Annotated in this window: 32 protein-coding genes and 1 pseudogene; 24 read left to right on the top strand and 9 right to left on the bottom strand. The window is 67.1% G+C overall.

Annotated elements, in window-relative coordinates:
- Positions 1 to 65: 65 nt before the first annotated feature.
- From moeB to gpmA, 3 genes are all read right to left on the bottom strand, one after another.
- Positions 66 to 818 carry a molybdopterin-synthase adenylyltransferase MoeB gene (gene moeB, locus F3J15_RS29755; protein ID WP_089484625.1) on the bottom strand — a complete coding sequence of 251 codons (753 nt, stop codon included), beginning with the start codon at positions 816 to 818 and terminating at the stop codon, positions 66 to 68.
- A 103-nt stretch (positions 819 to 921) separates the two neighbouring features.
- A complete protein-coding gene (locus F3J15_RS29750; protein WP_089446485.1) occupies positions 922 to 2,475 on the bottom strand; it encodes a S41 family peptidase in 1,554 nt (517 codons plus the stop codon).
- A 273-nt stretch (positions 2,476 to 2,748) separates the two neighbouring features.
- A complete protein-coding gene (gpmA, locus tag F3J15_RS29745; RefSeq protein WP_027789056.1) occupies positions 2,749 to 3,495 on the bottom strand; it encodes a 2,3-diphosphoglycerate-dependent phosphoglycerate mutase in 747 nt (248 codons plus the stop codon).
- A gap of 135 nt (positions 3,496 to 3,630) precedes the next feature.
- Between gpmA and F3J15_RS29740 the strand changes: the two genes are divergently transcribed.
- The 5 genes from F3J15_RS29740 (at position 3,631) to F3J15_RS29720 (ending at position 6,547) form a co-directional block, all read left to right on the top strand.
- Positions 3,631 to 4,053, top strand: coding sequence for a rhodanese-like domain-containing protein (locus F3J15_RS29740; RefSeq protein WP_059506565.1), 423 nt, complete (start codon positions 3,631 to 3,633; stop codon positions 4,051 to 4,053).
- On the top strand, positions 4,050 to 4,310 hold the full coding sequence (gene grxC / locus F3J15_RS29735; RefSeq protein WP_089446484.1) for a glutaredoxin 3: 261 nt from the start codon (positions 4,050 to 4,052) through the stop codon (positions 4,308 to 4,310). Before F3J15_RS29740 ends, grxC begins: the two co-directional genes overlap by 4 nt.
- Positions 4,311 to 4,417: 107 nt before the next feature.
- Positions 4,418 to 4,900: a protein-export chaperone SecB gene (secB, locus tag F3J15_RS29730; protein WP_011353285.1), complete on the top strand. Its 483-nt coding sequence runs from the start codon at positions 4,418 to 4,420 to the stop codon at positions 4,898 to 4,900.
- Positions 4,901 to 4,928: 28 nt separating this feature from the next.
- Positions 4,929 to 5,927: an NAD(P)H-dependent glycerol-3-phosphate dehydrogenase gene (locus F3J15_RS29725; protein WP_089484624.1), complete on the top strand. Its 999-nt coding sequence runs from the start codon at positions 4,929 to 4,931 to the stop codon at positions 5,925 to 5,927.
- A gap of 95 nt (positions 5,928 to 6,022) precedes the next feature.
- Positions 6,023 to 6,547: an O-acetyl-ADP-ribose deacetylase gene (locus F3J15_RS29720; RefSeq protein ID WP_166895698.1), complete on the top strand. Its 525-nt coding sequence runs from the start codon at positions 6,023 to 6,025 to the stop codon at positions 6,545 to 6,547.
- 34 nt (positions 6,548 to 6,581) lie between these two features.
- Here the strand turns inward: F3J15_RS29720 and trmL are convergent, their stop codons facing one another.
- Both trmL and F3J15_RS29710 read right to left on the bottom strand, forming a co-directional pair.
- The gene (gene trmL, locus F3J15_RS29715; RefSeq protein WP_011353282.1) at positions 6,582 to 7,052 is read right to left on the bottom strand and encodes a tRNA (uridine(34)/cytosine(34)/5-carboxymethylaminomethyluridine(34)-2'-O)-methyltransferase TrmL; all 471 of its coding nucleotides are present in this window, start codon (positions 7,050 to 7,052) and stop codon (positions 6,582 to 6,584) included.
- Positions 7,053 to 7,157: 105 nt separating this feature from the next.
- Positions 7,158 to 7,961 (bottom strand): phosphoribosyltransferase family protein, encoded by an 804-nt coding sequence (locus tag F3J15_RS29710; RefSeq protein ID WP_166895696.1) that lies wholly within the window; start codon positions 7,959 to 7,961, stop codon positions 7,158 to 7,160.
- Between the two features lie 81 nt (positions 7,962 to 8,042).
- On the opposite strand from F3J15_RS29710, the gene F3J15_RS29705 reads away from it, so the two are divergent.
- The 8 genes from F3J15_RS29705 (at position 8,043) to F3J15_RS29670 (ending at position 15,106) form a co-directional block, all read left to right on the top strand.
- Positions 8,043 to 9,008 (top strand): methyltransferase domain-containing protein, encoded by a 966-nt coding sequence (locus F3J15_RS29705; protein WP_069248932.1) that lies wholly within the window; start codon positions 8,043 to 8,045, stop codon positions 9,006 to 9,008.
- 195 nt (positions 9,009 to 9,203) lie between these two features.
- Positions 9,204 to 9,728, top strand: a complete 525-nt coding sequence (locus F3J15_RS29700; protein WP_166895694.1) for a DUF2244 domain-containing protein — start codon at positions 9,204 to 9,206, stop codon at positions 9,726 to 9,728.
- A gap of 55 nt (positions 9,729 to 9,783) precedes the next feature.
- Positions 9,784 to 11,385, top strand: coding sequence for a cytochrome c oxidase subunit II (gene coxB / locus F3J15_RS29695; protein ID WP_166895692.1), 1,602 nt, complete (start codon positions 9,784 to 9,786; stop codon positions 11,383 to 11,385).
- A 43-nt stretch (positions 11,386 to 11,428) separates the two neighbouring features.
- A complete protein-coding gene (ctaD, locus tag F3J15_RS29690) occupies positions 11,429 to 13,036 on the top strand; it encodes a cytochrome c oxidase subunit I (protein WP_069248929.1) in 1,608 nt (535 codons plus the stop codon).
- Positions 13,037 to 13,105: 69 nt separating this feature from the next.
- Positions 13,106 to 13,246, top strand: a complete 141-nt coding sequence (locus tag F3J15_RS29685; protein ID WP_089446478.1) for a cytochrome oxidase small assembly protein — start codon at positions 13,106 to 13,108, stop codon at positions 13,244 to 13,246.
- 35 nt (positions 13,247 to 13,281) lie between these two features.
- A complete protein-coding gene (locus F3J15_RS29680; RefSeq protein ID WP_011353276.1) occupies positions 13,282 to 13,890 on the top strand; it encodes a cytochrome c oxidase assembly protein in 609 nt (202 codons plus the stop codon).
- 16 nt (positions 13,891 to 13,906) lie between these two features.
- Entirely contained in the window at positions 13,907 to 14,107 is a 201-nt protein-coding gene (locus F3J15_RS29675) for a DUF2970 domain-containing protein (protein ID WP_069248927.1), read from the top strand.
- A 141-nt stretch (positions 14,108 to 14,248) separates the two neighbouring features.
- Complete coding sequence (locus tag F3J15_RS29670; protein ID WP_069248926.1) at positions 14,249 to 15,106, top strand: cytochrome c oxidase subunit 3; 858 nt, start codon at positions 14,249 to 14,251, stop codon at positions 15,104 to 15,106.
- Between the two features lie 171 nt (positions 15,107 to 15,277).
- Here F3J15_RS29670 and F3J15_RS29665 read toward each other — a convergent pair whose 3' ends face one another.
- Entirely contained in the window at positions 15,278 to 15,487 is a 210-nt protein-coding gene (locus F3J15_RS29665; RefSeq protein ID WP_011353273.1) for a twin transmembrane helix small protein, read from the bottom strand.
- A gap of 84 nt (positions 15,488 to 15,571) precedes the next feature.
- Between F3J15_RS29665 and F3J15_RS29660 the strand changes: the two genes are divergently transcribed.
- The 5 genes from F3J15_RS29660 to F3J15_RS29640 are packed head-to-tail and all read left to right on the top strand — an operon-like array spanning position 15,572 to position 19,653.
- Positions 15,572 to 16,282 carry an SURF1 family protein gene (locus tag F3J15_RS29660; protein WP_069249372.1) on the top strand — a complete coding sequence of 237 codons (711 nt, stop codon included), beginning with the start codon at positions 15,572 to 15,574 and terminating at the stop codon, positions 16,280 to 16,282.
- A gap of 60 nt (positions 16,283 to 16,342) precedes the next feature.
- Complete coding sequence (locus tag F3J15_RS29655; RefSeq protein WP_089446476.1) at positions 16,343 to 16,969, top strand: cytochrome C oxidase subunit I; 627 nt, start codon at positions 16,343 to 16,345, stop codon at positions 16,967 to 16,969.
- 24 nt (positions 16,970 to 16,993) lie between these two features.
- On the top strand, positions 16,994 to 18,106 hold the full coding sequence (locus tag F3J15_RS29650; protein ID WP_069248923.1) for a COX15/CtaA family protein: 1,113 nt from the start codon (positions 16,994 to 16,996) through the stop codon (positions 18,104 to 18,106).
- An 8-nt stretch (positions 18,107 to 18,114) separates the two neighbouring features.
- Positions 18,115 to 19,017, top strand: coding sequence for a heme o synthase (cyoE, locus tag F3J15_RS29645; RefSeq protein WP_006477738.1), 903 nt, complete (start codon positions 18,115 to 18,117; stop codon positions 19,015 to 19,017).
- 18 nt (positions 19,018 to 19,035) lie between these two features.
- The gene (locus F3J15_RS29640; protein ID WP_069248922.1) at positions 19,036 to 19,653 is read left to right on the top strand and encodes an SCO family protein; all 618 of its coding nucleotides are present in this window, start codon (positions 19,036 to 19,038) and stop codon (positions 19,651 to 19,653) included.
- A gap of 163 nt (positions 19,654 to 19,816) precedes the next feature.
- Here the strand turns inward: F3J15_RS29640 and F3J15_RS29635 are convergent, their stop codons facing one another.
- Together F3J15_RS29635 and F3J15_RS29630 are read right to left on the bottom strand one after the other, a co-directional pair.
- Entirely contained in the window at positions 19,817 to 20,107 is a 291-nt protein-coding gene (locus F3J15_RS29635) for a YciI family protein (protein ID WP_059498613.1), read from the bottom strand.
- A 39-nt stretch (positions 20,108 to 20,146) separates the two neighbouring features.
- Positions 20,147 to 20,371: a hypothetical protein gene (locus F3J15_RS29630; protein ID WP_166895687.1), complete on the bottom strand. Its 225-nt coding sequence runs from the start codon at positions 20,369 to 20,371 to the stop codon at positions 20,147 to 20,149.
- Between F3J15_RS29630 and F3J15_RS29625 the strand changes: the two genes are divergently transcribed.
- Both F3J15_RS29625 and F3J15_RS29620 read left to right on the top strand, forming a co-directional pair.
- A complete protein-coding gene (locus tag F3J15_RS29625; protein ID WP_089446705.1) occupies positions 20,346 to 21,950 on the top strand; it encodes a methyl-accepting chemotaxis protein in 1,605 nt (534 codons plus the stop codon). The genes F3J15_RS29630 and F3J15_RS29625 overlap by 26 nt on opposite strands.
- Before the next feature lie 213 nt (positions 21,951 to 22,163).
- Positions 22,164 to 22,979 carry a MetQ/NlpA family ABC transporter substrate-binding protein gene (locus tag F3J15_RS29620; protein ID WP_069248920.1) on the top strand — a complete coding sequence of 272 codons (816 nt, stop codon included), beginning with the start codon at positions 22,164 to 22,166 and terminating at the stop codon, positions 22,977 to 22,979.
- A 113-nt stretch (positions 22,980 to 23,092) separates the two neighbouring features.
- Here the strand turns inward: F3J15_RS29620 and F3J15_RS29615 are convergent, their stop codons facing one another.
- Positions 23,093 to 23,401, bottom strand: a complete 309-nt coding sequence (locus F3J15_RS29615; RefSeq protein WP_089446473.1) for a VF_A0006 family four-cysteine protein — start codon at positions 23,399 to 23,401, stop codon at positions 23,093 to 23,095.
- A 333-nt stretch (positions 23,402 to 23,734) separates the two neighbouring features.
- On the opposite strand from F3J15_RS29615, the gene F3J15_RS29610 reads away from it, so the two are divergent.
- From F3J15_RS29610 to F3J15_RS29595, 4 genes and pseudogenes are all read left to right on the top strand, one after another.
- Positions 23,735 to 24,700, top strand: coding sequence for an ABC transporter substrate-binding protein (locus F3J15_RS29610; RefSeq protein WP_166895689.1), 966 nt, complete (start codon positions 23,735 to 23,737; stop codon positions 24,698 to 24,700).
- 139 nt (positions 24,701 to 24,839) lie between these two features.
- The gene (locus F3J15_RS29605; protein WP_039346181.1) at positions 24,840 to 25,736 is read left to right on the top strand and encodes an ABC transporter permease; all 897 of its coding nucleotides are present in this window, start codon (positions 24,840 to 24,842) and stop codon (positions 25,734 to 25,736) included.
- 1 nt (position 25,737) lies between these two features.
- Entirely contained in the window at positions 25,738 to 26,532 is a 795-nt protein-coding gene (locus F3J15_RS29600) for an ABC transporter ATP-binding protein (RefSeq protein ID WP_011353261.1), read from the top strand.
- A 285-nt stretch (positions 26,533 to 26,817) separates the two neighbouring features.
- A pseudogene (locus F3J15_RS29595) lies at positions 26,818 to 26,983 on the top strand (recombinase RecA); the annotation flags it as partial.

Genomic DNA, 26,983 nt, shown 5'->3' with positions numbered 1-26,983 from the left:
GTTGCCGCTGAAACCTTAGCGAAGTGTCACCAAGCATGCGCCGCCCGGCGCATGCCCGTCGCGCGTCAGTGTCGGCCCCCGCACACGGGGCAGTCGGCCTGGCGCGCGATTTTCATCGTCGTCCATTCCATCCGCAGCGAATCGAGCATCATCAGCCGGCCGTTGAGCGTCTTGCCGATTTCGCCGATCACGCGCAGCGCCTCGGCGGCCTGCATCGCGCCGATGATCCCGACCGTCGGCGCGAACACACCCATCGTCGCGCACGCGACTTCCTCGAACGGTTGGTCTTCCGGAAACACACACGCATAGCAGGGCGCGGCCGGGTCGCGGAAATCGAACGTGCTGATCTGCCCGTCGAAGCGCAGCGCGGCGCCCGATACGAGCGGTACGCCGTGCGCGACGCAGGCGCGGTTGATCGCATGCCGCGTCGCGAAGTTGTCGGTGCAGTCGAGCACGACGGTCGCGTGCGGCACGTGCGCGTCGAGCCACGCGTCGTCGACGCGCTCCGCGACCGCGTGCACCTTCACCTCGGGGTTCAGCTGCGCGAGCGCGTCGCGCCCCGATTCGACCTTGTGGCGGCCGACCGACGCCGTCACGTGCAGGATCTGCCGCTGCAGGTTCGTGAGATCGACCGTATCGGCGTCGACGAGCGTGATCGTGCCGACGCCCGATGCCGCGAGGTACATCGCGGCGGGCGAGCCGAGACCACCCGCGCCGACGACGATCGCATGCGCATCGAGAAAGCGCTGCTGCGCCTCGATGCCGATTTCGTCGACGAGGATGTGACGGGAGTAGCGAAGGAGTTGATCGTCGTTCATGGGGAGTCGTGGCGAGGCGGCGTCTGTGTCGTTATTTTAGGCGCGCATGAAAAACGGGCCATCGCGGTCTTCCCGCGATGGCCCGTCGGATGCCGGCCGGCGCTTACTTCGGCGCCGACGCGGGCTTCGGTGCGGAAGCCGGCTTCGCGGCGCTCGCGCCCGATGCCTTCGCAGCCGTGGCAGCCTTGGCGGCCGGGCCCTTCGTCGTGCTCTCGGCGAGCAGCGACTTCGATGCCTGGACCTGCTTGCCTTCGAGCTTGTTGAGCGCCTGCTGCATCATGAAGTCGTCGGCGCTGCCGAACTCGATCGGCTTGCGATCGCGATCCTTCTGGCGCTGCTCCGGCGTCTTCTTGTCGTTCTGCTCTTCAAGAACGCGCAGCTGATCCATCCGGCGCTGTTCGCGGTCTTCCTGTTCCTTCTTCTCGTTCGGATCCTGCGTGTTCGCGAGGTGGTTCGTGTAGTCGACCTCGCGCGTCACGAGCACGTCGTCCGGATCGCCGTCGGCGTACTGATCGACCGGCACGTCCGGCGTGATGCCCTTGTTCTGGATCGAACGGCCGCTCGGCGTGTAGTAGTACGCGGTGGTCAGGCGCAGTGCGGTGTCGGCCGTCATCGGGCGGACCGTCTGCACCGAACCCTTGCCGAACGTCGTCTTGCCCATGATCTGCGCACGCTTCGAATCCTGCAGCGCACCGGCGACGATTTCCGACGCGGACGCCGAATAGGCGTTCGTCAGCACGATCATCGGCACGGTCTTGAAGACCGGCGGCAGGTTCTTCAGCGGATCGCCGTCGAAGGACGGCAGGCGATAATTGTCGTACGTATCGCGGTAGACCTGCTTCGAATCGGCGATCTGGCCGTTGGTCGACACGACGACGGAGTCGGGCGGCAGGAACGCGCCGGCCACGCCGACCGCGCTCTGCAGCAGGCCGCCGCCGTTGTTGCGCAGGTCGAGGACGAGGCCCTTCAGGTTCGGCTGCTGGCGTGCGATATCTTGCAGCTTCTGGGCGAGATCGGGCGTCGTGCGCTCCTGGAAGCTCGTGATGCGGACATACGCATAGCCCGGATCGAGGATCTTCATCTTCACGCTCTGGACCTTGATGATCGCGCGCGTGACCGTGACCGGGAACGTGCGGTCGTCGCTCTTGCGGAAGATCGTCAGCGTGACCTTGGTGCCCGGCTCGCCGCGCATCTGCTTGACGGCCTTGTCGAGCGTCATGCCGCGCACCGGCTTGTCGTTGATGCGCGTGATCAGGTCGCCCGGACGGATGCCGGCGCGGAACGCGGGGGTATCCTCGATCGGCGAGATGACCTTGACGAGGCCGTCTTCCTGCGAGATCTCGATGCCGAGACCCGCGAAGCGGCCCTTCGTCTGCTCCTGCAGCTCGTCATAGTCGGTCTTGTCGAGGAACGACGAGTGCGGGTCGAGGCTCGACACCATGCCCTTGATCGCGGCCGTCAGCAGCTTCTTGTCGTCGACCGGTTCGACGTACTCGCGCTTGATCTGTCCGAAGACTTCCGCGAACAGGCGGAGCTGGTCGAGGGGAAGCGGCGCCGTGGCGGTCTGCTCGGCCGATGCGGAAACCTGCAGCGTGGCGAACACGCCCGTGGCGAGGCCCGCGGCAATCAGGCCGATGTTCTTCAATTTCATTCGCATAGAGATCTGGTGCGGTCGGGAAGCGCGTGGCGGTAGCGGGGATGATGTAGCGGACAAGTATAACTGTTCGTCCGATAACTCAGTGGAACGGCGCGAAAAGCGTCGAAAAGGGCCCGGAGCCGGCCCGGCGGGGCACCGCCGCGCGCTGCGGGTTCGAAAGCAGATTCGACAGCGCCGGTGCCGCGAAGGTTCGCGCGGTGCGCAGGGCAAGGGGCGGGGCCGGGCGGGCCGCACCGGACGCGCGGCCCGTCCGGCTCACCCGGCCGACGGGCGTCAGCCCGCCTTGCCCTGCTTCGCGACGGCGGCCTGCGCCTGCGCGATCGCGTCCTGGTCGCCGAGGTAATAGTGCTTGATCGGCTTCAGGTTCTCGTCGAGTTCATACACGAGCGGCACGCCGTTCGGGATGTTCAGGCCGACGATGTCGCTGTCCGAGATGCCGTCGAGGTACTTGATCAGCGCGCGCAGCGAGTTGCCGTGCGCGGCGATCAGCACCTGCTTGCCGGCGCGCACCGCCGGGGCGATCGACTCGTTCCACAGCGGCAGCACCCGCGCGACCGTGTCCTTCAGGCACTCGGTGAGCGGCAGCTGCTCGCGCGGCACCTTCGCGTAGCGCGGGTCGTTGAACGGCGCGCGTTCGTCGGTCGGCTCGAGCGCGGGCGGCGGCGTGTCGTAGCTGCGGCGCCACACGAGCACCTGGTCGTCGCCGAACTTCGCGGCCGTTTCCGCCTTGTTCAGGCCCGACAGCGCGCCGTAGTGGCGCTCGTTCAGGCGCCACGAGTGGACGACCGGCAGGTACATGAGGTCCATCTTGTCCTGCACGTGCCACAGCGTGCGGATCGCGCGCTTGAGCACCGACGTGTACGCGATGTCGAACGTGTAGCCGGCCTCCTTGAGCAATTCGCCGGCCTGGTAGGCCTCGTTGCGACCCTGTTCGGTCAGGTCGACGTCGACCCAGCCGGTGAAGCGGTTTTCCTTGTTCCACGTCGATTCGCCGTGGCGGATGAGAACGAGTTTGTACATGGATCTTGCGGTCGGTAGTGAAGGAAGCTGTGGCGCGTCGCGCAGGACCCGACCCGGGCCCGCCATCGCGCAAGACGGTTATTTTATAATGGCGGGATTGTCCTCATCCGATTTCTCTTTTTCCGGCGGAATTCCGTGACGTTCTTTACCAATTACACCAACCTGGCCCTTATCGCGATCCTGGTGGTATCCGGCGGCCTGCTGGCCTGGCCCGCGCTGCGCCGCGGCCGCGGCGGCCTGTCGGCTGCGGAGGCGACGCAGCTCATCAATCGCCGCAACGCGGTCGTGATCGACCTGCGCGCCGCGTCCGACTTCGCCGCCGGCCACCTGCCGTCGGCACGTCAGGTCGCGGCGGGCGAGATCGGCGCGAAAATTGCGCAGGTCGCGAAGAACAAGAGCACGCCGGTGCTGCTCGTCTGCCAGAACGGCCAGCAGTCGCAGAAGGCGGCGCGCGAGGTCGAGGCGGCGGGTTACGCCGAGGTGCACGTGCTCGAGGGCGGCGTGGCCGCCTGGCAGCAGGCCGGGATGCCGGTCGTCAAACAAGGAGTGGCGAAGTGAACAAGGTTTTGATGTACAGCACGCAGGTGTGTCCGTATTGCGTCCAGGCGGAGCGCCTGCTGAAGCTGCGCGGTGTCGAACAGATCGAGAAGGTGCTGATCGACCGCGATCCGGCCCGCCGCGACGAAATGATGACGCGCACGGGGCGCCGCACGGTGCCGCAGATCTATATCGGCGACACGCACGTCGGCGGTTACGACGATCTGTCGAAGCTCGACCGCGAAGGCGGGCTCGTTCCGCTTCTGCAAGCGGCCTGATTAGGGCAGAATGGCCGCCGGCCGCGCCGCGGCTTGGGCGCGCAGGATTCATCCGTGGCGGCCGGCGAGAAGCCGGGCCGCCCCGTCACCACTTTTAGGGAAACACCATGTCCGACGTCGAAAACCAACCGTTCTTCAACATCCAGCGCGTCTACCTGAAGGATATGTCGCTCGAGCAGCCGAATTCGCCGGCGATCTTCCTCGAGCAGGACATGCCGTCGGTTGAAGTCGAAGTCGACGTCAAGGCCGACCGCCTCGCGGAAAGCGTGTTCGAAGTCGTCGTGTCGGGCACCGTCACCGCGAAGGTGAAGGACAAGGTCGCGTTCCTGATCGAAGCGAAGCAGGCCGGCATTTTCGACATCCGCAACATTCCGGACGAACAGCTCGACCCGCTCGTCGGCATCGCCTGCCCGACGATCCTGTTCCCGTACCTGCGTTCGAACATCGCCGACGCGATCACGCGTGCGGGCTTCCCGCCGATCCACCTGGCGGAAATCAACTTCCAGGCGCTGTACGAACAACGCCTCGCGCAGCTTCAGCAGCAGGCCGGTGCCGCAGCAGGCGCACCGAACGGCACGACGCTGAACTGACGTTTCACTCGGAGGACCGGTGCTGGGTATGAAAGTAGCCGTTCTCGGCGCCGGTGCCTGGGGCACCGCGCTCGCGGGCCATCTGGCCGCGCGGCACGATACGCTTCTGTGGGCGCGCGATGCCGCGCTCATCGCCGGGCTGCAGGCCCGGCACGAAAATTCCCGCTATCTGGACGGCATCGCGCTGCCTGACGCGTTGCGCTACGACGCCGATCTCGGCGCCGCGCTCGCGCATGGCGCCGCGGACGACGCGCTGTGCGTGATCGCCGCGCCGGTGGCCGGGCTGCGCACGCTGTGTCACGCGATGCGCGACGCAGGCTGCGTGCCCGCGCATGTCGTCTGGGTCTGCAAGGGCTTCGAGGCCGACACGCATCTGCTGCCGCATCAGGTGATCGCGGCCGAGCTGCCCGAACAGCGCAGCAACGGCGTGCTGTCGGGGCCGAGCTTCGCCCGCGAGGTGGGGCAGTCGCTGCCCGTCGCGCTGACGGTGGCGAGCACGTCCGCCGAATGCCGCGAGCGTACGCTCGCCGCGTTCCATCACGGCGCGATGCGGATCTACACGGGCGACGATGTGGTCGGCGTCGAGGTCGGCGGCGCGGTGAAAAACGTGCTCGCGATCGCGACCGGCATCGCCGACGGCCTCGGCCTCGGGCTGAACGCGCGCGCCGCGCTGATTACGCGTGGCCTCGCCGAAATGTCGCGGCTCGGCGTCGCGCTCGGCGGCCGGGCGGAAACCTTCACGGGCCTCACGGGCCTCGGCGACCTGATCCTCACCGCCACGGGCGACCTGTCGCGCAACCGCACGGTCGGCCTGCAGCTGGCGGCCGGCCGCACGCTGAGCGATATCCTCGGCGCGCTCGGTCACGTGGCCGAAGGCGTGCGCTGCGCGCAGGCCGTGCTGGCCATCGCGCGCGCGCAGTCGATCGAAATGCCGATCACCGAAGCCGTGTGCGGCGTGCTGTTCGACGGCATCGCGCCGCGCGACGCCGTCAGCGGCCTGCTGCGGCGCGACGCGCGCGCCGAGTAACGCGGCCCGGCACCGCCCGGCGCCGTGTTCGTTTCGGGCGCGCGGTGTCAAAGCGCGCTACGCTTGAACAGTCTCCGGCGTTCCGGGAGGTTGTCATGCTGCAGATCCATTCCACCACGCTCGATGCGCAGGTCGTCGACATCACGACGCTCGATGTCGACGTGATCGTCAACGCCGCGAACGGCTCGCTGCTCGGCGGGGGCGGCGTCGACGGCGCGATCCACCGCGCGGCCGGCCCCGGCCTGCTTGCCGAATGCCGCACGCTCGGCGGCTGCGAAACAGGCGACGCCAAGCTCACGCGCGGCCACGGGCTGCCGGCGCGCTACGTGATCCATGCGGTCGGGCCCGTGTGGCACGGCGGCGGGCGCGGCGAGGCCGACCTGCTCGCGTCGTGCTACCGGCGTGCGATCGAGCTGGCCGAGGAGGTCGCGGCGACGTCGATCGCGTTCCCGGCGATCAGTTGCGGCATCTATCGCTATCCGGCTGAGGAAGCCGTCGAGATCGCGGTCGGCACCGTTGCCGAAATGCTGCCGCAGGCGCCGAACCTCGCACGTGTGGTGTTCGCGTGCTTTTCTCCCGACATCTACGACCTGTATCGCGCTCGGCTCGCACGGACGTGACGCGTCCCGCGGTGCGGGATGCACCGCGCAGGCGTCATGCGCCGCCTTCGAAACCGGCCTGGCGCCACGCCTCGAACACGACCACCGCGACCGTGTTCGACAGGTTCAGGCTGCGGTTGTCCGGCCGCATCGGCAGGCGCACGCGCTGTTCGTTCGGGAAGCGTTCGAGCAACTCGGCGGGCAGGCCGCGCGTTTCCGAGCCGAACACGAACCAGTCGCCGGGCAGGAACGCATGATCGTGGAAGCGGCCCGAGCCGCGCGTCGTGAACGCGAACATCCGCGCGGGATCGGGCGTTTCCGCCGCGACGAACGCATCCCAGTCGCGGTGCACGCGCATCTGCGCATACTCGTGATAGTCGAGGCCCGCGCGACGCATCCGCGCGTCGTCGAGCGGGAAGCCGAGCGGCTCGATCAGGTGCAGGCGCGCGCCCGTGTTGGCGCACAGGCGGATCACGTTGCCGGTGTTCGGCGGAATTTCGGGGGCGACGAGGACGACGTTGAACATGTTTCGGTCTGGCTGGGCCGGCCGGGGCGGCGCCATGTGCGCGTTCCCGGCCGGCCGGTTCGTGGCGGCCGCCGCCGTGTTCGGGCGGCTGGCCTCTCTATCTAATTAATCCCTGGCGGTGCGCAGCGCAACCAGATTCGTCACGCGCGCGGCGCCCGCCGCCTTCAGCGCGTGCGCGGCGGCCGCGAGCGTCGCGCCGGACGTCATCACGTCGTCGACGAGCGCGACGTGATGGCCGGCGACGCCACCCGCCACCGCGAATGCCGCCATCATGTTGTCGCGCCGTGCGTGCCGGTCGAGCCGCGACTGCGGCGCGGTATCGGCGACCCGTGCGAGCAGCGCTGCATCCGCACGCACGCCGAGCCGCCGCGCAAGCGGGCGTGCGATGGCCCACGCCTGGTTGTAGCCGCGCGCGACGAGCCGCCGGTGCGACAGCGGCACGGGCGCCATCAGGTCGAAGTCGCCGGCGCCGGGTGTATCGTCGATCAACCGGGCGAGCCGCACCGCGAATTCGGTGCCGAGCGCGAGTTGCCGGTGAAACTTCAGGCCGCGCGCGAGCCCGTCGAGCGGCGCGCGGTAATCCGCCAGCGCGAGCGTCGCATCGAATGGCGGCGGCGCCGCGCGGCACGCGTCGCACCGGTATGCGGCCGCGCGGCCGGCGCCGGCGCGAGTGCCGCGCAGCGGGGGCGAACGCGATGGCCCGATGCCCAGCGGCAGCGCGCAGACGTCGCAGCGCAGCCGCGCTTCATTCCAGTACGCGGCGTCGCAAGCACCGCAAATCACGGCGTGTGACATATTGCCGCACAGTGCGCAGCGATTCGGCAGCGCGACCGCGGCGACGCGCGCTGCCAGCGCGCGAACCTGCGACAAAGCGACGCGCATCGTGCGCGGGGCGGAACTGCGGATCATCGCAACACTCCTGACACCCCGCCTCAATGAAGCCCGCGAGGCGAGCGAGTATACTTCGGGCTCTTCGCCAGTGTGCCCGACATGTCCCCAGCTTCGACTTCAACCGGCCGTCCGGCCAATGACGCAAGGCGCTTGCGGCGGATCTTCGACCGCCGTGCCGCCACGTTCGATGCGGTCGCGTTCCTGCCGCGCGAGATCGCGCAGCGCATGAACGAGCGCCTCGAATACATCAAGGTGAGCCCCACGGCCGTGCTGGACGCGGGCTGCGGCCCCGGCGACGACCTGCCGGCGCTGCGCGCGCGCTTTCCGGAGGCGCCGGTATTCGGCGTCGACCTGTCCGGCGCGATGCTCGCGCGAGCAGGGCAGCGCGAAGTCGAGCAGACGAGCTGGCGCCGCTGGCTGCCGGCCTCGCTCGGCCGCGCATTGGGCCCGCGCGGCCCGCGCGTCGCGCAGGCCGATTTCGCCGCGCTGCCGTTCCCCGGCGGCGCGTTCGACCTGATCTGGTCGAATCTCGCCCTCCACTGGCATTCGCGCCCGGACGCGGTGCTGCCCGAATGGCAGCGCGTGCTGCGCGTGAACGGGCTGCTGATGTTCAGCACGCTCGGCCCTGATACCCTGCGCGAACTGCGCGCGGCCTGTGCGGACGCCGAAGCGGCGCTCGGCATGGCGCCGCCCGCCGCGCGCGTGATCGATTTCGTCGACATGCACGACCTCGGCGACATGCTCGTCGAGAGCGGCTTCGAGATTCCCGTGATGGATCAGGAAGTGCTGACCGTCACCTACAAATCCCCCGACTCCCTGCTGGCCGACGTGCGCCGCTGGGGCGCCTATCCGTTCGACCGCGAGGCGCCGCAACGCGCGACGCGGCGCTTTCGCGCGGCGCTCGGCGACGCGCTCGAGGCCCGCCGGCGCGCGGACGGCACGATTCCGCTGACGTTCGAAGTGATCTACGGCCATGCCTGGAAGGCCGTGCCGCGCACGACCGCCGAAGGGCACGGGATCGTGCGCATCGAGGACATCGGAAAGGGGCGTCCGAAGAATCGGTAAAGCGGTAAAGAGGGGTTTTGTTATGTCTGAAATTAGCGGCGCAAAGCGGGGTCGAAATGGCGCCTGAAATGGCCGGAAAGCTTGTCGCGCTTGGCTCGCGGGCCGATAGTCGCTTGCTTGTGGATGCCATTGAACCCGCCTATAATGCGTCAGCTTGTCGTCCCGGGGTCCCCGCAATACGGGGCGACGAGTCCGATGCAGGCATGCATCGCATGCCATTCGCGTGAGGCGGCGATGGAAGCAGCGAGGGTTTTGGCGGAGACGACGAACGGCGAGCCGGTCCTCGAGGACTGGCTCATGAAACGCAACTGTTCGGCGTCGCCGCGCCAGTTCGTGCTGTTTTATGCGTCGCTCGCGAGCTTCTCGCTGGTGATCGCGACATTGCTGATGTGGCGGGGGGCTTGGCTCGTCATGCCCTTCACCGGAATCGAATTGCTGGCTGTGGGTGTCGCATTTGCGATCTATGCTCGCCATGCGGTCGATTACGAGCGCATCAGGCTGTATCCGCACCGGCTCGTGATCGAGCGGATGGATGCGGAGCGGCTCACGCAGATCGAATTCAACCCGCGCTGGGTGCGGGTCGAGCCGGGTGCGACGCCACGCGATCCGATTCGGCTGGTATCGCGCGGGCAGACCGTCGTAGTCGGGCAGCATCTCGCGCAGTACAAGCGGGCGCAGTTCGCCGACGAACTGCGCGCGTCGCTCAGGCGCTGCGGCTGACGAGGCGCGGGCACCGGCGGATAGGGCCGGTAGCTTGCGACGGGGGAGGGTTTGAATGGAAATTTTGGGTAAGGATGCTATGAAAACAATCAAGCGAGCCCTCGCGGGCGTGCTGGCATGCAGCGGATTGCTCTTTGCCGGTGCCGCCCTGGCGGTCGGTGATAGCCCGGGCGGCCCCCGTGTCAACGAGATCAACTTTCAGCCGCCTGTCACGAAGATCGCCGAGGAGCTCTACGATCTCCACACGATGATGCTCATCCTGTGTACGGTGATCTTCGTCGGCGTGTTCGGCGTGATGTTCTATTCGATCTTCGCGCACCGCAAATCCAAGGGCCACAAGGCCGCCAATTTCCATGAAAGCACGACCGTCGAGATCATCTGGACGATCGTGCCGTTCGTCATCGTCGTGCTGATGGCGCTGCCGGCGACGAAGGCCGTCGTCGCGATGAAGGACACGACGAACGCCGATCTCACGATCAAGGTCACCGGCTACCAGTGGAAGTGGGGCTACGACTACGTGAAGGGCCCGGGCGAGGGCATCGGCTTCCTGTCGACGCTCAGCACCCCGCGTGACGAAGTGATGGGCAAGAAGCCGATCACCGACACCTATCTGCAGGAAGTCGACAACCCGCTCGTCGTGCCGGTCAACAAGAAGATCCGCATCATCACGACCGCGAACGACGTCGTCCACTCGTGGTACGTGCCCGCGTTCGGCGTGAAGCAGGATGCGATCCCCGGCTTCGTGCGCGACACGTGGTTCAAGGCCGACAAGGTCGGTACGTTCCGCGGTTTCTGTACCGAGCTGTGCGGCAAGGAGCACGCGTACATGCCGGTCGTGGTCGTTGTCCTGTCGGATGACGACTACGCGAAGTGGGTCACCGCGCAGAAGGCCAAGCTGGCCAGCGCCGCAGTCGATCCGAACAAGGTCTACACGATGGCTGAACTCGTCGCGCACGGCGAGGAAGTCTACAAGGCGAACTGCGCGGCCTGCCACCAGGTGAGCGGCAAGGGCCTCGGCGCCTTCCCGGCCATGGACGGCAGCCCGATCGTGAACGGCCCGATCGCCGGCCACGTCGAGCGCGTGCTGCATGGCAAGGGCGCGATGCCGTCGTGGGCGTCGCTGTCGGATCTCGACATCGCCTCGGTCGTCACGTACGAACGCAATTCGTGGGGCAACCACAAGAACGACCTGCTGCAGCCGAAGCAAGTGGCCGACGCGCGTAACGGCAAGATGCCGGAAGACGCGGCGGGCGCAGCGGCAGCGGCGCCGGCGGAAGCCGCTTCGGCACCGGCGCAGGCTGCGTCGGGCGCGGAGCAGCCGGCGGCAGCGGCATCGGCATCGGCGGCACTGTCGACGATCTACTTCGAGACGGGCAAGAGCGTGCTGCCGGCCGACGCGAAGGCGGCGATCGCCGCCGCGGCCGACTATGCGAAGGCACATCCGGACGCGAAGCTCGCGCTGTCGGGCTTTACCGACAAGACGGGCTCGGCCGACGCGAACGCCGAACTGGCGAAGCATCGCGCACAAGCCGTGCGCGACGCGCTGAAGGCAGCAGGCGTGGCGGAAGACCACATTATTCTCAAAAAGCCGGAAACGATCACGGGCGGGGCTGACGCGAAGGAAGCCCGGCGTGTCGAGATCGGCCCGGCGGCTTGACGTGTCGCTGAGTTAGTCGACGTATTCGCATTAGGAGATTCTCATGTCTAGCATCGGGCACGACGTAGCCGCGGACCACGCGCACGACGACCACGCGCACGAAATGCCGCACGGCTGGCGGCGCTGGCTGTTCGCCACCAACCACAAGGACATCGGTACGCTGTACCTGTTGTTCTCGTTCATCATGTTCCTGTCGGGCGGCGTGATGGCGCTCGCCATCCGGGCCGAGCTGTTCGAACCGGGCCTGCAGATCATGCGTCCGGAGTTCTTCAACGAACTCACGACGATGCACGGCCTGATCATGGTGTTCGGCGCGATCATGCCGGCGTTCGTCGGCTTCGCGAACTGGATGATTCCGCTGCAGATCGGCGCGTCCGACATGGCGTTCGCGCGGATGAACAACTTCAGCTTCTGGCTGCTGCCGGTCGCGGCCGTGCTGCTGGTCGGTTCGTTCTTCGCGCCGGGTGGCGCGACGGCCGCCGGCTGGACGCTCTACGCACCGCTGTCGACGCAGATGGGCCCGGGCATGGACTTCGCGATCTTCGCGGTCCACATCATGGGCGCATCGTCGATCATGGGCGGGATCAACATCGTCGTGACGATCCTGAACATGCGCGCACCGGGCATGACGCTGATGAAGATGCCGATGTTCGCCTGGACGTGGCTGATCACGGCGTACCTGCTGATCGCCGTGATGCCGGTTCTGGCAGGCGCGATCACGATGGTGCTGTTCGACCGCCACTTCGGCACGTCGTTCTTCAACGCGGCAGGCGGCGGCGACCCGGTGATGTACCAACACATCTTCTGGTTCTTCGGCCACCCCGAGGTGTACATCATGATTCTGCCGGCGTTCGGGATCGTGTCGCAGGTGATCCCGGCGTTCGCACGCAAGACGCTGTTCGGCTATAGCTCGATGGTGTACGCGACGGCTTCGATCGCGATCCTGTCGTTCATGGTCTGGGCGCACCACATGTTCGCAACGGGCATGCCGGTGACCGGCCAGCTGTTCTTCATGTACGCGACGATGCTGATCGCGGTGCCGACGGGCGTGAAGGTGTTCAACTGGCTCGCGACGATGTGGCGCGGCTCGATGACGTTCGAAACCCCGATGCTGTTCGCGATCGGCTTCCTGTTCGTGTTCACGTTCGGTGGTCTTACGGGCCTGATGCTCGCGATGGCGCCGCTCGACATCCAGTATCACGGGACCTACTTCGTGGTGGCGCACTTCCACTACGTGCTGGTGGCCGGCTCATTGTTCGCGCTGTTCTCGGGCTGGTACTACTGGGCGCCGAAGTGGACGGGCTGGATGTACAACGAGACGCGCGGCAAGATCCACTTCTGGGCGTCGATGATCTTCTTCAACCTGACGTTCTTCCCGATGCACTTCGTCGGTCTCGCAGGCATGCCGCGTCGCTACGCGGACTACCCGGCGCAGTTCACGGACTTCAACCAGGTGGCGACGATCGGCGCATTCGGCTTCGGCCTCGCGCAGGTGTACTTCCTGTTCGCGGTCGCGCTGCCGGCCTACCGTGGCGGCGGCGAGCTGGAAAAGGCGTCGGACAAGCCGTGGGATGGCGCGGAAGGCCTCGAGTGGACGGTGCCGAGCCCGGCTCCCTTCCACACGTTCGAGCAACCGCCGCACGTCGAGTAAGTTTCACAGTGCGTTCCGCCGCTGCCTGCCGCGCAGGCAGGCGCGGCGGGCGTCGAACCGAAGTTGCAGATGAACCGGAATCCACAACAAAGACGAACGCCCGAGCAGATCCGCGCGGGCAACAAGCGGCTCGGCCTCACCCTGCTCGTCATCGCCGCCGTCTTTTTTATGGGTGTCGTGATCAAGCAGTGGTGGCTGTCCACTCACTGATGCAGCAACAGACGCAGTAGCGAGGAAGTTGTCGTATGTCGAAGCCGGAAGAGGGCGCCGTCGATCGGGCGTTCAATCGTTCGATGCTGGTGAAGCTCTTCGTCGTGGCCGGGCTGATGTTCGGTTTCGGCTTCGCGCTGATCCCGATGTATCGGGCGATCTGCCAGATCACCGGCATCAACAACCTGGTGCAGCGCGATGTCAGCGAGCGCGAGGTGAAGAACTCGCAGGTCGATACCAGCCGCACGGTGTCGGTCGAGTTCGATGCGAATGCGCGCGGGCCGCTCGGTTTCAAGCCGGAGCACAACAGCCTCGACGTGCATCCGGGCGAGCTGACGACGATCGTGTACGACGTGACGAACGGGCAGGGCCGGCCGGTCGTTGCCCAGGCGATTCCGAGCTACGCGCCGAAGCAGGCGACGGAGTTCTTCAAGAAGATCGAGTGCTTTTGCTTTACGCAGCAGACGCTGGCCGCGAACGAATCGCGCAAGATGCCGGTGGTGTTCGTGATCGATCCGAAACTGCCGAAGGACGTGAAGACGATCACGCTGTCGTACACGTTCTTCGAGCTGAATACGCCGGCCACGCCGGCGCCCGCGCCGGGCAAGACCGCGGCGCAGGGCGCGGCGAAGCCGGACGCATGACGACGGAGGCGGGGCGATGACGGAGGGCAAGCGGGACGGGTCGTTCGGCCAGGCGCTGAAAGCCGTGCTGTGGTCGTTCTTCGGGGTGCGCAAGCGGCGCGACCTGGAGGCCGACGCGACGCAGCTGAATCCGCTGCACGTGCTGATCGTCGCGTTGCTGGCGGCCGGTGTGTTCATCGGCGTGCTGATCCTGATCGTGCGTGCCGTCGTGGGCTGAAGCCCGCGGCCACGAAATAAGAATGCAGTGCGCGGCGCCACGGCGCCGCGTGCAGGAAGGAGCGGTGGTGGTCACGCCGCGCAAGAAATAAAGCCGGAGCGGTTTCCGGTACACAAATTGGACTGAAGTGGAGAATCAAGCATGAGCGGTCAAAACCAGACCCCGTACTATTTCGTGCCGCATCCGTCGCAGCATCCGATCAGCGCGGCCATCGGCCTGCTGGTCATGCTCGGATCGACAGCGCTGTGGATCAACGGTCACGACTGGGCGCCGTTTACGGCGCTGCTCGGCCTGCTTTGGTTGCTCTTCACGCTGTATCACTGGTTCGGTGACGCGATCGCCGAATCGGAAGGCGGTCATTACGGCAAGAACGTCGACAAGTCGTACCGCTGGAGCATGAGCTGGTTCATCTTCTCGGAAGTCATGTTCTTCGGCGCATTCTTCGGCGCGCTGTTCTATGCACGTGAAATCGCGCTGCACCAGCTCGGCAGCCTCGACTACAAGCTGATCTGGCCGGACTTCTCCGCCGTGTGGCCGAACGAAGGCCCCGCCGCGCTCGCCGGTCACTTCAAGACGATGGGCCCGTGGCCGATCCCGACGCTGAACACCGCATTCCTGCTGTCGTCGGGCGTGACGCTGACGATCTCGCACCACGCGCTGCGTGACGACTACCGCAAGAAGGCGATCGCCTGGCTGGCCGCGACGCTCGCGCTCGGTATCTGCTTCCTGTTCCTGCAGGGCTTCGAGTACTACCACGCGTACAACGAACTGAACCTGACGCTGAACTCGGGCGTGTACGGTTCGACGTTCTTCCTGCTGACGGGCTTCCACGGCTTCCACGTGTTCCTCGGCGGCACGATGCTGGCGGTGGTGCTGGTGCGGATGATCCGCGGCCACTTCAAGCCCGATCACCACTTCGCATTCGAAGGCGCCGCGTGGTACTGGCACTTCGTCGACGTCGTCTGGCTCGGCCTGTACGTCGTCGTCTACTGGCTGTAAATGGAACAACGGCCCGCGCAGCAATGCGCGGGCCGTTTTCATTGGGTCGGCCGGGCAGCGTGACTGCCGGCCTTCACCACCCGGGCGCCGCCGCGACTCAGTCAGGCGGCGCTTTTGCTTGGTGCCGCGGCTGTGCGGCGAAATGTCACAGCGGCCGCGGCGGCAATTCGATCAACGCCCGATCGGCAGGCCGGTCGAATGGATCCAGCCCATCCAGTTCGCGATCAGGATGAGCAGGAACAGCGACACCGACAGCCCGACGCGGGTGGCGAGCGACCAGACCATGCGTTTCGTGTGGCCGCGGTCGTGCATCATGAAGTAGAGCGCCGAGCCCATGCTGGCAATGATGAGGACGAAGGCGATGGGAACGAGTATGTGCATGACACGAACCGGACGACGGCAATTCGAAAGGAAGAGGATAATTATCGCACTTCGCTTGTCAGCAGGTGCCGGGCGGGCCGCATGATGAAGATACGCTGGCTGCCCGCGCTGCTGATCCTCGTCGTCGTCGCGGTCACGATCCGTCTCGGTTTCTGGCAGCGCGACCGCGCGCACCAGAAGGAAGCGCTGCAGGCGAGCATCGCGCGCTACGAGCAGGCGGTGCCCGTCGATATCGGCGCGCAGCCGGTCCCGCTCGCGTCGATCGAGTTTCATCGCGTGCGGGCAAAAGGCCGTTTCATGCCCGAGCAGGCCGTGTTCCTCGACAATCGGCCGTATAACGACCAGCCGGGTTTTTACGTCGTGATGCCGTTTAAACTCACGGGCGGCGGCGTCGTGCTCGTGAATCGCGGCTGGCTGCCGCGCAATATCGCCGATCGCACGGCGATCGAGCCGTTCGCGACGCCCGCGGGCGACGTCGAGATCGTGGGCATCGCGCGCGCCGACGCGTCGCGGGCATTCGAGCTCGGCGAAGGCGGGTCGGCTGCGCACCAGAAGATCCGGCAGAACCTGGACGTCGCCGCGTATGCGAAGGAAACAGGGCTGCCGCTGCAGCCGTTCGTGATCCAGCAGACGAGCGACGACGGCGACAAGCTCGTGCGCGACTGGCCGGCGGCGACGACCGGCGTCGAGCGCAATTACGGTTACATGTTTCAGTGGTGGGCGATGGCGGCGGCCGCGCTCGGCTTCGGCCTGTACGCCGCGCGGCGTGCGGCGAAGAAGTCGGCCGGCGCGTGAGCGCCATGCCAGGACGCGGCGCCGGCGCCGCGGGTTCGTTTCGAGAGGTCTGATTTGTCCATGCAATCTCCCCGTCAGGGTTCGGCCGCTGCGCCGATGTCGCCGGCGGCCCGCAAGCGCGGCCGCTGGATGCTCGTGCTGCTGGGTCTCGTGTGCGCCGCACCGATGATCGCGTCGTACTTCACCTATTACGTGATCAAGCCGAAGGGCGGCTCGACCAACTACGGCACGCTGATCGAGCCGCAGCGTCCGATCCCCGCGGATCTGCAGGTGACCGACGAAACCGGCAAGACCGTGCCGCTGTCGTCGCTGCGCGGCGTGTGGCTGTTCGTGATGACCGACAGCAGTGCGTGCGACGAGGCCTGCGCGAAGAAGCTCTATTTCATGCGCCAGATCCGCGTCACGCAGGCGGGCGAGCGGCACCGGCTCACGATGGTGTGGCTGCGCAGCGATGCGGGCGCGACGCCGCAGAATGTGCTGGATGCGTACCCGGACACGCGCCGTCTCGTCGCCGACCCGGCCGCGGTGGCCGCGTGGCTGCCGGCCGACGCGGGCACGAAGGATAGCGACCACATCTACATGGTCGACCCGAACGGCAACCTGATGATGCGCTTCCCGAAGGATCCGAACCCCAGCAAGATCAAGTCGGACGTGACGAAGCTGCTGAAGTGGTCGAGCATCGGCTAAGGCAAGACGAGAGGCATTGAACCGATGGCGTATCTACTGCAACTCGGCCTGATCGGCTTCTGCATCGCGCTGCTGCCGCTGTCGTACGTGTGGGTGAAGGCCGACGACAACAAGTTTCGCAAGCTGGTGTGGATCACCACCTTCCTGACGCTCGACCTGGTGATGTTCGGCGGCTTCACGCGGCTGACCGATTCGGGGCTCGGCTGCCCGGACTGGCCCGGCTGCTACGGCACGTCGTCGCCGTTCATCGCGCACGCCGCGATCACGGCCGCGCACCAGGCGATGCCGACGGGCCCCGTCAGCATGTCGAAGGCGTGGATCGAGATGATCCACCGCTATTTCGCGATGGCGATCGGCGTGCTGATCATCGCGCAGGTCGTGATCGCATGGTCCGCGCGGCTGCGCCGCCGCCCGCTGCACGTGTCGCCGTGGTGGCCGACGAGCCTGCTGCTGCTGATCCTCGTGCAGGGCGCGTTCGGCGCGTGGACGGTCACGATGAAGCTGCAGCCGGTGATCGTCACGATCCACCTGCTGCTCGGCCTCACGCTGCTCGGCACGCTCGGCTGGCTCGCGGCGCGGCAGACGCCGCTGCCGTCGCATGACCCCGAAGCCGGCCGCTATCGCGCGGCCGCGCTCGCGGCGCTCGTGCTGCTGGTCGTGCAGATCGCGCTTGGCGGCTGGGTGAGCACCAACTACGCGGTGCTCGCGTGCACCGACTTCCCGACCTGCAACGGCCAGTGGATCCCGCCGATGGACTTCCAGCACGGCTTCCACCTGTGGCGCGCGCTCGGGATGACGAAGGACGGCGAGGCGATCACGCAGGATGCGCTGGTCGCGATCCACTGGACGCACCGCACGTTCGCGTTCGTGGTGGTCGCGTACCTGGTCGCGTTCGCGCTGAAGATGCGCCGCTTCGAATCGCTGCGGCGGCCCGCGAACGGCGTGCTGCTGGTCGTCCTGCTGCAGTTCGTGACGGGCCTGACCAACATCGTGCTGCAGTGGCCGCTGCCGGTCGCCGTCGCGCACAACGGCGGGGCCGCGATCCTGCTGCTGCTCGTCGTCATGTTAAACTTTCGCATCCTTTCAAGCCGCCCCGGCCGTGTCGCGCAGCCTGTGCGCGACGCCGCCCCGGCGTGACCGCCCCCATGCAAAGCACCCTCTCCCAATCGCCCGGTAGCCGGTTTTCGCAATACATGGCGCTGACGAAGCCGCGTGTCACGCAGCTCGCCGTGTTCTGCGCGGTGATCGGCATGTTCCTCGCGACGCCGGGCATGGTGCCGTGGCATGTGCTGATCGGCGGTACGGTCGGCATCTGGCTGCTGGCCGGCGCCGCGTTCGCGATCAACTGCCTCGTCGAACAGAAGATCGACGCGATGATGCGCCGCACCGCGTGGCGCCCGTCCGCGCGCGGCGAGATCACGACCCCGCAGATCCTGCTCTTCTCGGCCGTGCTCGGCAGCGTCGGCGCATGGACGCTCTATACGTTCACGAACCCGCTGACGATGTGGCTGACGATCGCCACGTTCGTCGGCTACGCCGTGATCTACACGCTGCTGCTCAAGCCGATGACGCCGCAGAACATCGTGATCGGCGGCGCGTCGGGCGCGATGCCGCCGGCGCTCGGCTGGGCCGCGGTCACCGGCGCGGTGCCGGGCGATGCGTGGATCCTCGTGCTGATCATCTTCGTGTGGACGCCGCCGCATTTCTGGGTGCTCGCGCTGTATCGCCGCAAGGATTACGAGAACGCGGGGCTGCCGATGCTGCCGGTCACGCACGGCGAGAAATTCACGCGGCTGCACATCCTGCTGTACACGGTGATCCTGTTCGCGGTCACGCTGATGCCGTTCATCTCCGGGATGAGCGGAGCCGTCTACCTGACGAGCGCGGTGCTGCTCGGCGCGGTGTTCCTCGCGTATGCGTGGAAGATTCATCGCGACTACTCGGACGAACTCGCCCGCAAGGCCTTCCGCTACTCGATCGTCTACCTGTCGCTGCTGTTCGCCGCGCTGCTCGTCGATCACTATGCACGCCCGCTGCTCGGCGTGTAACCGCACGGTTTGAACGCAATGCTCCCATCACGTTTCGGGCGCCGCGCGCGCCAAGGCTGGATGCTCGCATGCGCATTCACGGCAGCGCTGCTGCTCGCCGGATGCGACAACGCGCCGAAATTCCAGAATCTCGACATCACCGGCAACACGCAGTTCGGCAGCGACTTCTCGCTGCCCGATACGGCCGGCAAGGTGCGCACGCTCGCCGACTTCAAGGGCCGTGCGGTCGTGATGTTCTTCGGCTATACGCACTGCCCGGACGTGTGCCCGACGACGATGGCCGAGCTGTCCGAAGCGCTGAAGCAGCTCGGGCCCGATGCCGCGAAGCGCGTGCAGGTGCTGTTCGTCACCGTCGACCCGGAGCGTGACACGCCGGCGCTGCTCGGCCAGTACGTGCCTGCGTTCGATCCGTCGTTCATCGGCCTGCGGCCGGCCGACGAAGCGGCGCTGAAGAAGGTCACGAAGGATTTCCGCGTGTACTACGCGAAGGTGCCCGGCAAGACGCCCGGCAGCTACACGATGGATCACACGGCCGCGAGCTACGTGTTCGACCGCGACGGCAAGCTGCGCCTGTTCGTGCGCGACGGCCAGGGCCCCGGCCCGTGGGTCCACGACCTGAAGCTGCTGGTCGACTGACCGGTAGCCGCCGGGCGCCCCGGCCCGGCGATCACGTGACGGCCGCCTCGCGCCGTCACGTTTTCCCTCTCTCTTCGTTGTTTGCATGCGCCGCCCGCCGGGCGGCGTAGCGGCCTGCGCGCGTATCGCGTGGATGTCGCGCGGATGTCGCGCGGATGTCGCGTTACGGCAGCGCGGGCACGTTGAAGCCGGATGCGGCACGCGTGATCCGGAATTCCGTCACGCGATACGTGGCGAGTCCCTCGATGACGAACGGATCGGTCTTCAGGATCGCGTCCAGCTCGTCGCGATCGATGCGGGCCGCGAGGATCACGCCGCCTTCGCGCGGCACCTTCGGCCCCGCTGCGATGAAGATGCCCTTGTCGAACTGCGGCTGCAGGAATGCGCGATGGCGTTCGAGCGCGTCGTCGATGTGCTCGAGCGATGCGGTGTAGTGGATGTCGATGACGTACATGGGTGGCCCTCGGAATGGCGCCGGCTCTTCGTGTGCCGGCTAGCCGGTCTTTTTAGCACAGCGGATGCGGACTGTCGCGCCGGCGGTCGCGGTGCGCGGGCGGCATGTCGATCGCGGGTTCGCGGCGCCGGCCGTATTCAAGTTGTAAGCCTCGGTGCCGTAAATGAATGGGCAAGCGTTTGCGCGCGGCAGGCCGTTCGCGCGCAGCGTGCGCATCGACATCGACAGAGGCACGCAGATGAGCAGAATGAGTTTGAACCGCAAGCTGTGGCTCGCGCTTGCGCTGGTATGGATCGGTCTCCTGGGCGTCGGCGCATGGAGCGCATACGAGACGCGCGCGACGATGCTCGCCGAACGCAAGGCAGGCATCGCGAATCTCGTCGATTCGGCGGCCGGCATCGTGAAGGCGTATCACGCACTCGCGCAGAGCGGCACGCTGCCCGAGGCCGACGCGAAGCGCGACGCACTCGCGAGCCTGGCCGCGATGCGCTACGGCGATTCGGGCTACGTGTTCGTGATGGATTCGAAGCCGGTCGTGCTGATGCATCCGACGCTGCCGAAGCTGGTCGGCACGCAGGTCGGCGACTATCTCGATCCGGACGGCAAGCCGCTGTTCGTCACGATCCTGAACGCCGCGAAGGAAACCGGCAGCGGCTTCGCCGAGTATCGCGGGCGCCTGCCGCACAGCGAGACCGCCGTGCCGAAGATCAGCTACGTCACGCGCTTCACGCCGTGGGACTGGAACATCTCGAGCGGTGTCTTCCTGAAGGACATCGACACCCTCTACTACCGGACGCTGCTCGGCCACCTCGCGGTCGTGTTCGTGATCGGCTTTGTGATCAGCGTGGCGATGCTGGTGATCATCCGCAACGTGCGCAGCAGCCTCGGCGGCGAGCCTGACGAAGCGGCCGCGCTCGCGACGCGCATCGCGCAGGGCGATCTGACGCAGCCGGTGCCCGTGCGGGCGGGCGACCGCACGAGCATGATGGCCGCGATGCACGACATGCAGGCACGGCTGCAGGCGACGATCGGCGGGATTCGCCAGTCGGCCGGATCGATCGCGTCGGCGAGCCGCCAGATCTCGGCGGGCAACGACGACCTGTCGCAGCGCACCGAGGAGCAGGCCGCATCGCTGGAAGAAACTGCCGCGAGCATGGAGCAGCTGACCGCGACCGTGAAGCAGAACGCCGACAACGCGCGGCAGGCGAGCGGGCTCGCGAACAGCGCATCGGAGATCGCGCGCACCGGGAGCGACGTCGTGAACCGCGTGATCGGCACGATGGGCGAGATCGACGACAGCTCGCGCAAGATCGCCGACATCATCGGCGTGATCGAGGGCATCGCATTCCAGACCAACATCCTCGCGCTGAACGCGGCGGTCGAAGCCGCGCGTGCCGGCGAGCAGGGCCGCGGCTTCGCGGTGGTCGCGGGCGAAGTGCGTTCGCTCGCGCAGCGCAGCGCGACGGCGTCGAAGGAGATCCGCGAGCTGATCGTCGACTCGGTCGAGCGCGTACGCAATGGGTCGACGCTGGTCGGCCAGGCCGGCACGACGATGGGCGAGATCCTGCAGGCCGTCGCACGCGTGACCGACATCATGGGCGAGATCGCGGCGGCATCCGAGGAGCAGGCGAGCGGCATCACGCAGGTCGGGCGCGCGGTCACGCAGATGGACCAGGTGACGCAGCAGAACGCGGCGCTCGTCGAGGAGGCCGCCGCGGCGGCCGCGTCGCTGCAGGAACAGGCCGCGCGGCTGCGCGATGCGGTCGGCGCGTTCAGGGTCGGCGGGCAGGTGGGGGAGCCGGTATTCGAGACGAAGGCGGCCGATCGGGCAGCGGTGGCGTGACGCACGTCGGCTGACGCGCGACTCGCATGAACGCAACTAACGGCCGAGTCGCGCTACCCCCGCCAGCACCGCTGCGGTGCATACCCATATGAGCGGGATGTATTTCACTTCCCGCCGATCCTGTGACACCATTTGCCCCTTCCTGCGAGTCGGGGCATACCCGTATCGCGCCCCATTTTTCAGTCATCCAGTAAGCAAGAAAGCGAGAAACAGATGAAGCGCCGCAGTCTCCTGAAGGTATTTTCCGTGCTGGCCACCGGTGCAGCACTGACGCTGTCGGCAGGCGCGCACGCCGAAGACAAGGTGATCAAGGTCGGCACGGTCGCCGGCCCGGATTCGGAAGTGTGGCAGCTCGTGCAGAAGGTCGCGAAGGAGAAGGAAGGCCTGAACGTGAAGGTCATCGAGTTCAACGACTACGTGCAGCCGAACGCGGCGCTCGACTCGGGCGACCTCGACGCGAACAGCTTCCAGCACCAGCCCTACCTCGACAGCCAGGTGAAGCAGCGCGGCTACAAGCTGGTCAGCGCGGGCCTGACCTACATCTCGCCGATGGGCGTGTACTCGAAGAAGTTCAAGGCGCTGAAGGACCTGCCGCAAGGCGCGAAGGTCGCGGTGCCGAACGATCCGTCGAACGAGAACCGCGCGCTGCTGCTGCTGCAGACGCAAGGCCTGATCAAGCTGAAGGCGGGCGCCGGCACGGGCGGCAACAACGCGACGGTGCTCGACATCGCCGACAACCCGAAGAAGCTGAAGATCTCCGAACTCGACGCCGCGCAACTGCCGCGCGTGCTGTCGGACGTCGACGCAGCCGTGGTCAACACGAACTACGCGCTCGCCGCGAACCTGCAGCCGACCAAGGACGCGATCGCGCTCGAATCGCTGACGAGCCCGTATGCGAACCTGATCGCCGTGCGCGCGAAGGACAAGGACCAGCCGTGGGTGAAGAAGCTGGTCAAGGCATACCAGTCGCCGGAAGTGCGGGAATTCATCAAGAAGCAGTTCAAGGGCTCGATGGTCGCGTCGTTCTGAACGCCGCCCACCCGCCTGACCGCTGAACGAAAAGGGCCTGCATCGCGCAGGCCCTTTTTCATTGGCGCGGCTGATCGACGACGGCCGCACGGTGTGGCGCGTTCAACGCCGGCTCACATCTCGCCGCGCCGCGAGCAGATCGACATGATCTGCTGGATCGCATAGTTGTCGCGCACGCCCGGCAGCGACTGCACGACGCACTCGTGAAAACGCCGCTCGCGCGGCAGCAGCATCGCGTTGTTGCGATACAGCGCGTCGCACGAGCGCTGGATCAGTTGCGCCGCCGCGCCGTTGCGGCTTTCGCGCAGCGCATTGAGCATGCAGTCGTCGTATTGCGCACTGCCGTCGGTCAGTGCGAATGCCACACCCGGCAGCGCCAGCGCGACGGCCGCGAATGCGATGACTCGGATCCCCCGTTTCATGTGCCCTCCGATGGCGTGGACTGGGTCGGCCGACAGCATAACGTAAAGCCGCGAGCGCGGCTGACGCGTTGCGCCGAGGCCGGCCGGAACCGCCGCCGGCCGGGCTTCGCGCGCGTTCGCGGGCTTCGACGGGCGCGGCGATCCGGGGCATGCCGCGAAAGCGCGGAGTCAGGCGGTGGTCTGCGGAAATGGTATCCTCGTGCGTTCGCCGCTGCACGCTTTCCCGGAGCGTGCGCGGGCCGTTCGCCAGCGCGTCGTACGCTTGGCGGCGCCCGCCTGACGGCGGCGGGAATCCATCATCCAGAACCGACACAATACGGGGGAGACACACCCATGAAGCGTTTCAAGACTTTCGCGATCCGTTCGATCACGGCCGGCGTCGCCGCACTCGCGCTGGCCGGTGCCGCGCACGCCCAGACCGTCAAGGTGCTGTCGATCGTCGATCACCCGGCGCTCGATGCGATCCGCGACGGCGTGCGCGCCGAACTGAAGGCGGAAGGCTACGGCGACGACAAGCTCAAGTGGGAATACCAGAGCGCGCAGGGCAACACGGGCACGGCCGCACAGATCGCGCGCAAGTTCGTCGGCGACCAGCCCGACGTGATCGTCGCGATCGCGACGCCGGCCGCGCAGGCGGTGGTGGCCTCGACGAAGAGCGTGCCGGTCGTCTATTCGGGCGTGACCGATCCGGTCGCCGCGCAGCTCGTGAAGGGCTGGGGCCCGTCGGGTACCAACGTGACGGGCGTATCCGACAAGCTGCCGCTCGATCGCCAGGTCGCGCTGATCAAGCGCGTCGTGCCGAATGCGAAGACGGTCGGCATGGTCTACAACCCGGGCGAGGCGAACTCGGTCGTCGTCGTGAAGGAACTCAAGGAGATCCTCGCGAAGCAGGGGATGACGCTGAAGGAAGCGGCCGCGCCGCGTACCGTCGACATCGGCCCGGCCGCGAAGAGCCTGATCGGCAAGGTCGACGTGATCTACACGAACACCGACAACAACGTCGTGTCCGCGTACGAAGCGCTCGTGAAGGTCGCGAACGAAGCGAAGATTCCGCTCGTCGCCGGCGACACCGACAGCGTGAAGCGCGGCGGCATCGCGGCGCTCGGCATCAACTATGGCGACCTCGGCCGCCAGACGGGCAAGGTCGTCGCGCGCATCCTGAAGGGCGAGAAGCCGGGCGTGATCGCGTCGGAAACGAGCAGCAACCTCGAGTTGTTCGCGAACACGGGCGCGGCCGCGAAGCAGGGCGTGACGCTGTCGCCGGATCTGCTCAAGGACGCGAAGACGGTCATCAAGTAAGCCTCGGCCCGACCGCCGCGCTTGCGGGCCCGATCCGGGCCTGAACGACCCCGCCGGACGGGCGGCTCCCACCCGGGGCCGCCCGTTCGCTTCGCCCGGCCGCACACGTCCGGCCGGGAAGCAACAGGATTTCCCCATCATGTCTCTGTTCTCGTTTCTGGGCGCCCTGGAGATCGGCCTGATCTTCAGCCTCGTCGCCCTCGGGGTGCTGATCTCGTTTCGCATCCTCAACTTCCCCGACCTCACCGTCGACGGCAGTTTTCCGCTCGGCGGCGCCGTCGCCGCGACGCTGATCTCGGCCGGCTACGACCCGTTCAGCTCGACCTGCATCGCGATCGTCGCGGGCGCGGTGGCCGGCTTCATCACCGGCTGGCTCAACGTGCGCCTGAAGATCATGGACCTGCTCGCCAGTATCCTGATGATGATCGCGCTCTATTCGGTGAACCTGCGGATCATGGGCCGGCCGAACGTGCCGCTCATCACCGAGCCGACCATTTTCACCGTGCTGCAGCCCGACTGGATGCCCGACTACGTGCTGCGCCCGGCACTGCTCGCGATCGTCGTCGTGGTCGCGAAGCTCGGCCTCGACTGGTTCTTCTCGTCGCAGCTCGGCCTCGCGATGCGCGCGACCGGCGCGAACCCGCGGATGGCGCGCGCGCAAGGCATCGCGACCGGCCGTGCGACGCTCGCCGGGATGGCGCTGTCGAACGCGCTCGTCGCGCTCGCGGGCGCCCTGTTCGCGCAGACGCAGGGCGGCGCGGATATCTCGATGGGGATCGGCACGATCGTGATCGGGCTGGCCGCCGTGATCATCGGCGAGACGCTGCTGCCGGCGCGCCGGCTCGTGCTGACGACGCTCGCCGTCGTGCTCGGCGCGATCGTCTACCGCTTCTTCATCGCACTCGCGCTCAACAGCGAATTCATCGGGCTGAAGGCGCAGGATCTGAACCTCGTGACGGCCGCGCTCGTCACGATCGCGCTGGTGCTGCCGGCGACGCGCAAGAAGCTGTTCGCGCGCAAGAACGGAGGCGCCTGACATGCTGTCCGCACAAGACCTGAAACTCACGTTCAATCCCGGCACGCCGATCGAGACGCGCGCGCTGCGCGGGCTGTCGCTCGAGATTCCCGACGGCCAGTTCGTCGCGGTGATCGGCTCGAACGGCGCCGGCAAGTCGACCTTCCTCAATGCGGTCAGCGGCGACCAGGCCGTCGATGCGGGACGCATCTCGATCGACGGCACGGACGTCACGCGCAAGGCCGCGTGGGATCGCGCGCACCTCGTCGCGCGCGTGTTCCAGGATCCGATGGCCGGCACCTGCGAGGCGCTGACGATCGAGGAGAACATGGCGCTCGCGATGGCGCGCGGTGCGCGGCGCGGCTTCCGGGCCGCGCTCGACCGGCCGTCGCGCGAGCTGTTCCGCGACAAGCTGCGGCTCCTGAACCTCGGCCTCGAGAACCGGCTGACCGACCGGATCGGGCTGCTGTCGGGCGGCCAGCGGCAGGCGGTGAGCCTGTTGATGGCGTCGCTGCGGCCGTCGCGGATCCTGCTGCTCGACGAGCACACGGCCGCGCTCGACCCGAAGACGGCCGCGTTCGTGCTGGAGCTGACCGCGCGCATCGTCGCCGAGAGCAAGCTGACGACGATGATGGTCACGCACAGCATGCGGCAGGCGCTCGACTACGGCGACCGCACGGTGATGCTGCACCAGGGGCAGGTCGTGCTCGACGTGTCGGGCGACGCGCGCAAGGGGCTCGACGTGCCGGACCTGCTGCAGATGTTCGAGAAGGTGCGTCACGAGCAGCTCGACGACGACGCGTTGCTGCTCGGCTGACGGGCGGCAGGCGGGCCGGTGCGGTGCGGGGTGCCGCATCGTGCCGGTTTGCCCGCGGGGTTTCGCGGGTTGGCGTGCGGGCCCGGCCGGGCGATTCGGGCCGGATGGCGGTCGCGCGCGTTCGTGCGACACGATCCGGCCACGCCCGCTCCGGCGCGGCGTAACATGACGGCCGCGCGGGCTTTCCCGTCGCTTTTCTTCTGACGAAAACCGGTTTTGCACCGGTGCTGTGCGACGCGAGCGCATTGCCATATACTGTATATCCATACAGTTGTGGGTGGCATCATGCTCGCATCCTCCATTTCTCCCGAATCCCTTCATCCATCGCTGTGGCGCGGCTCGCAGCTCGCGCGCGGCGGTCCGCGCACGATCGAGACCGGCTTCGCGCCGCTGTCGGCCGAGCTGCCGGGCGGCGGCTGGCCGGTCGGCGGGCTCGTCGAACTGCTGGCCG

Origin of the sequence: Burkholderia sp. Ap-955 (assembly GCF_011753045.1) — a bacterium.
GTDB lineage: Bacteria > Pseudomonadota > Gammaproteobacteria > Burkholderiales > Burkholderiaceae > Burkholderia > Burkholderia lata_D.
The sequence above is the reverse complement of the archived record's forward strand: the minus strand, read 5'-3'. Positions and strand labels throughout refer to the sequence as shown.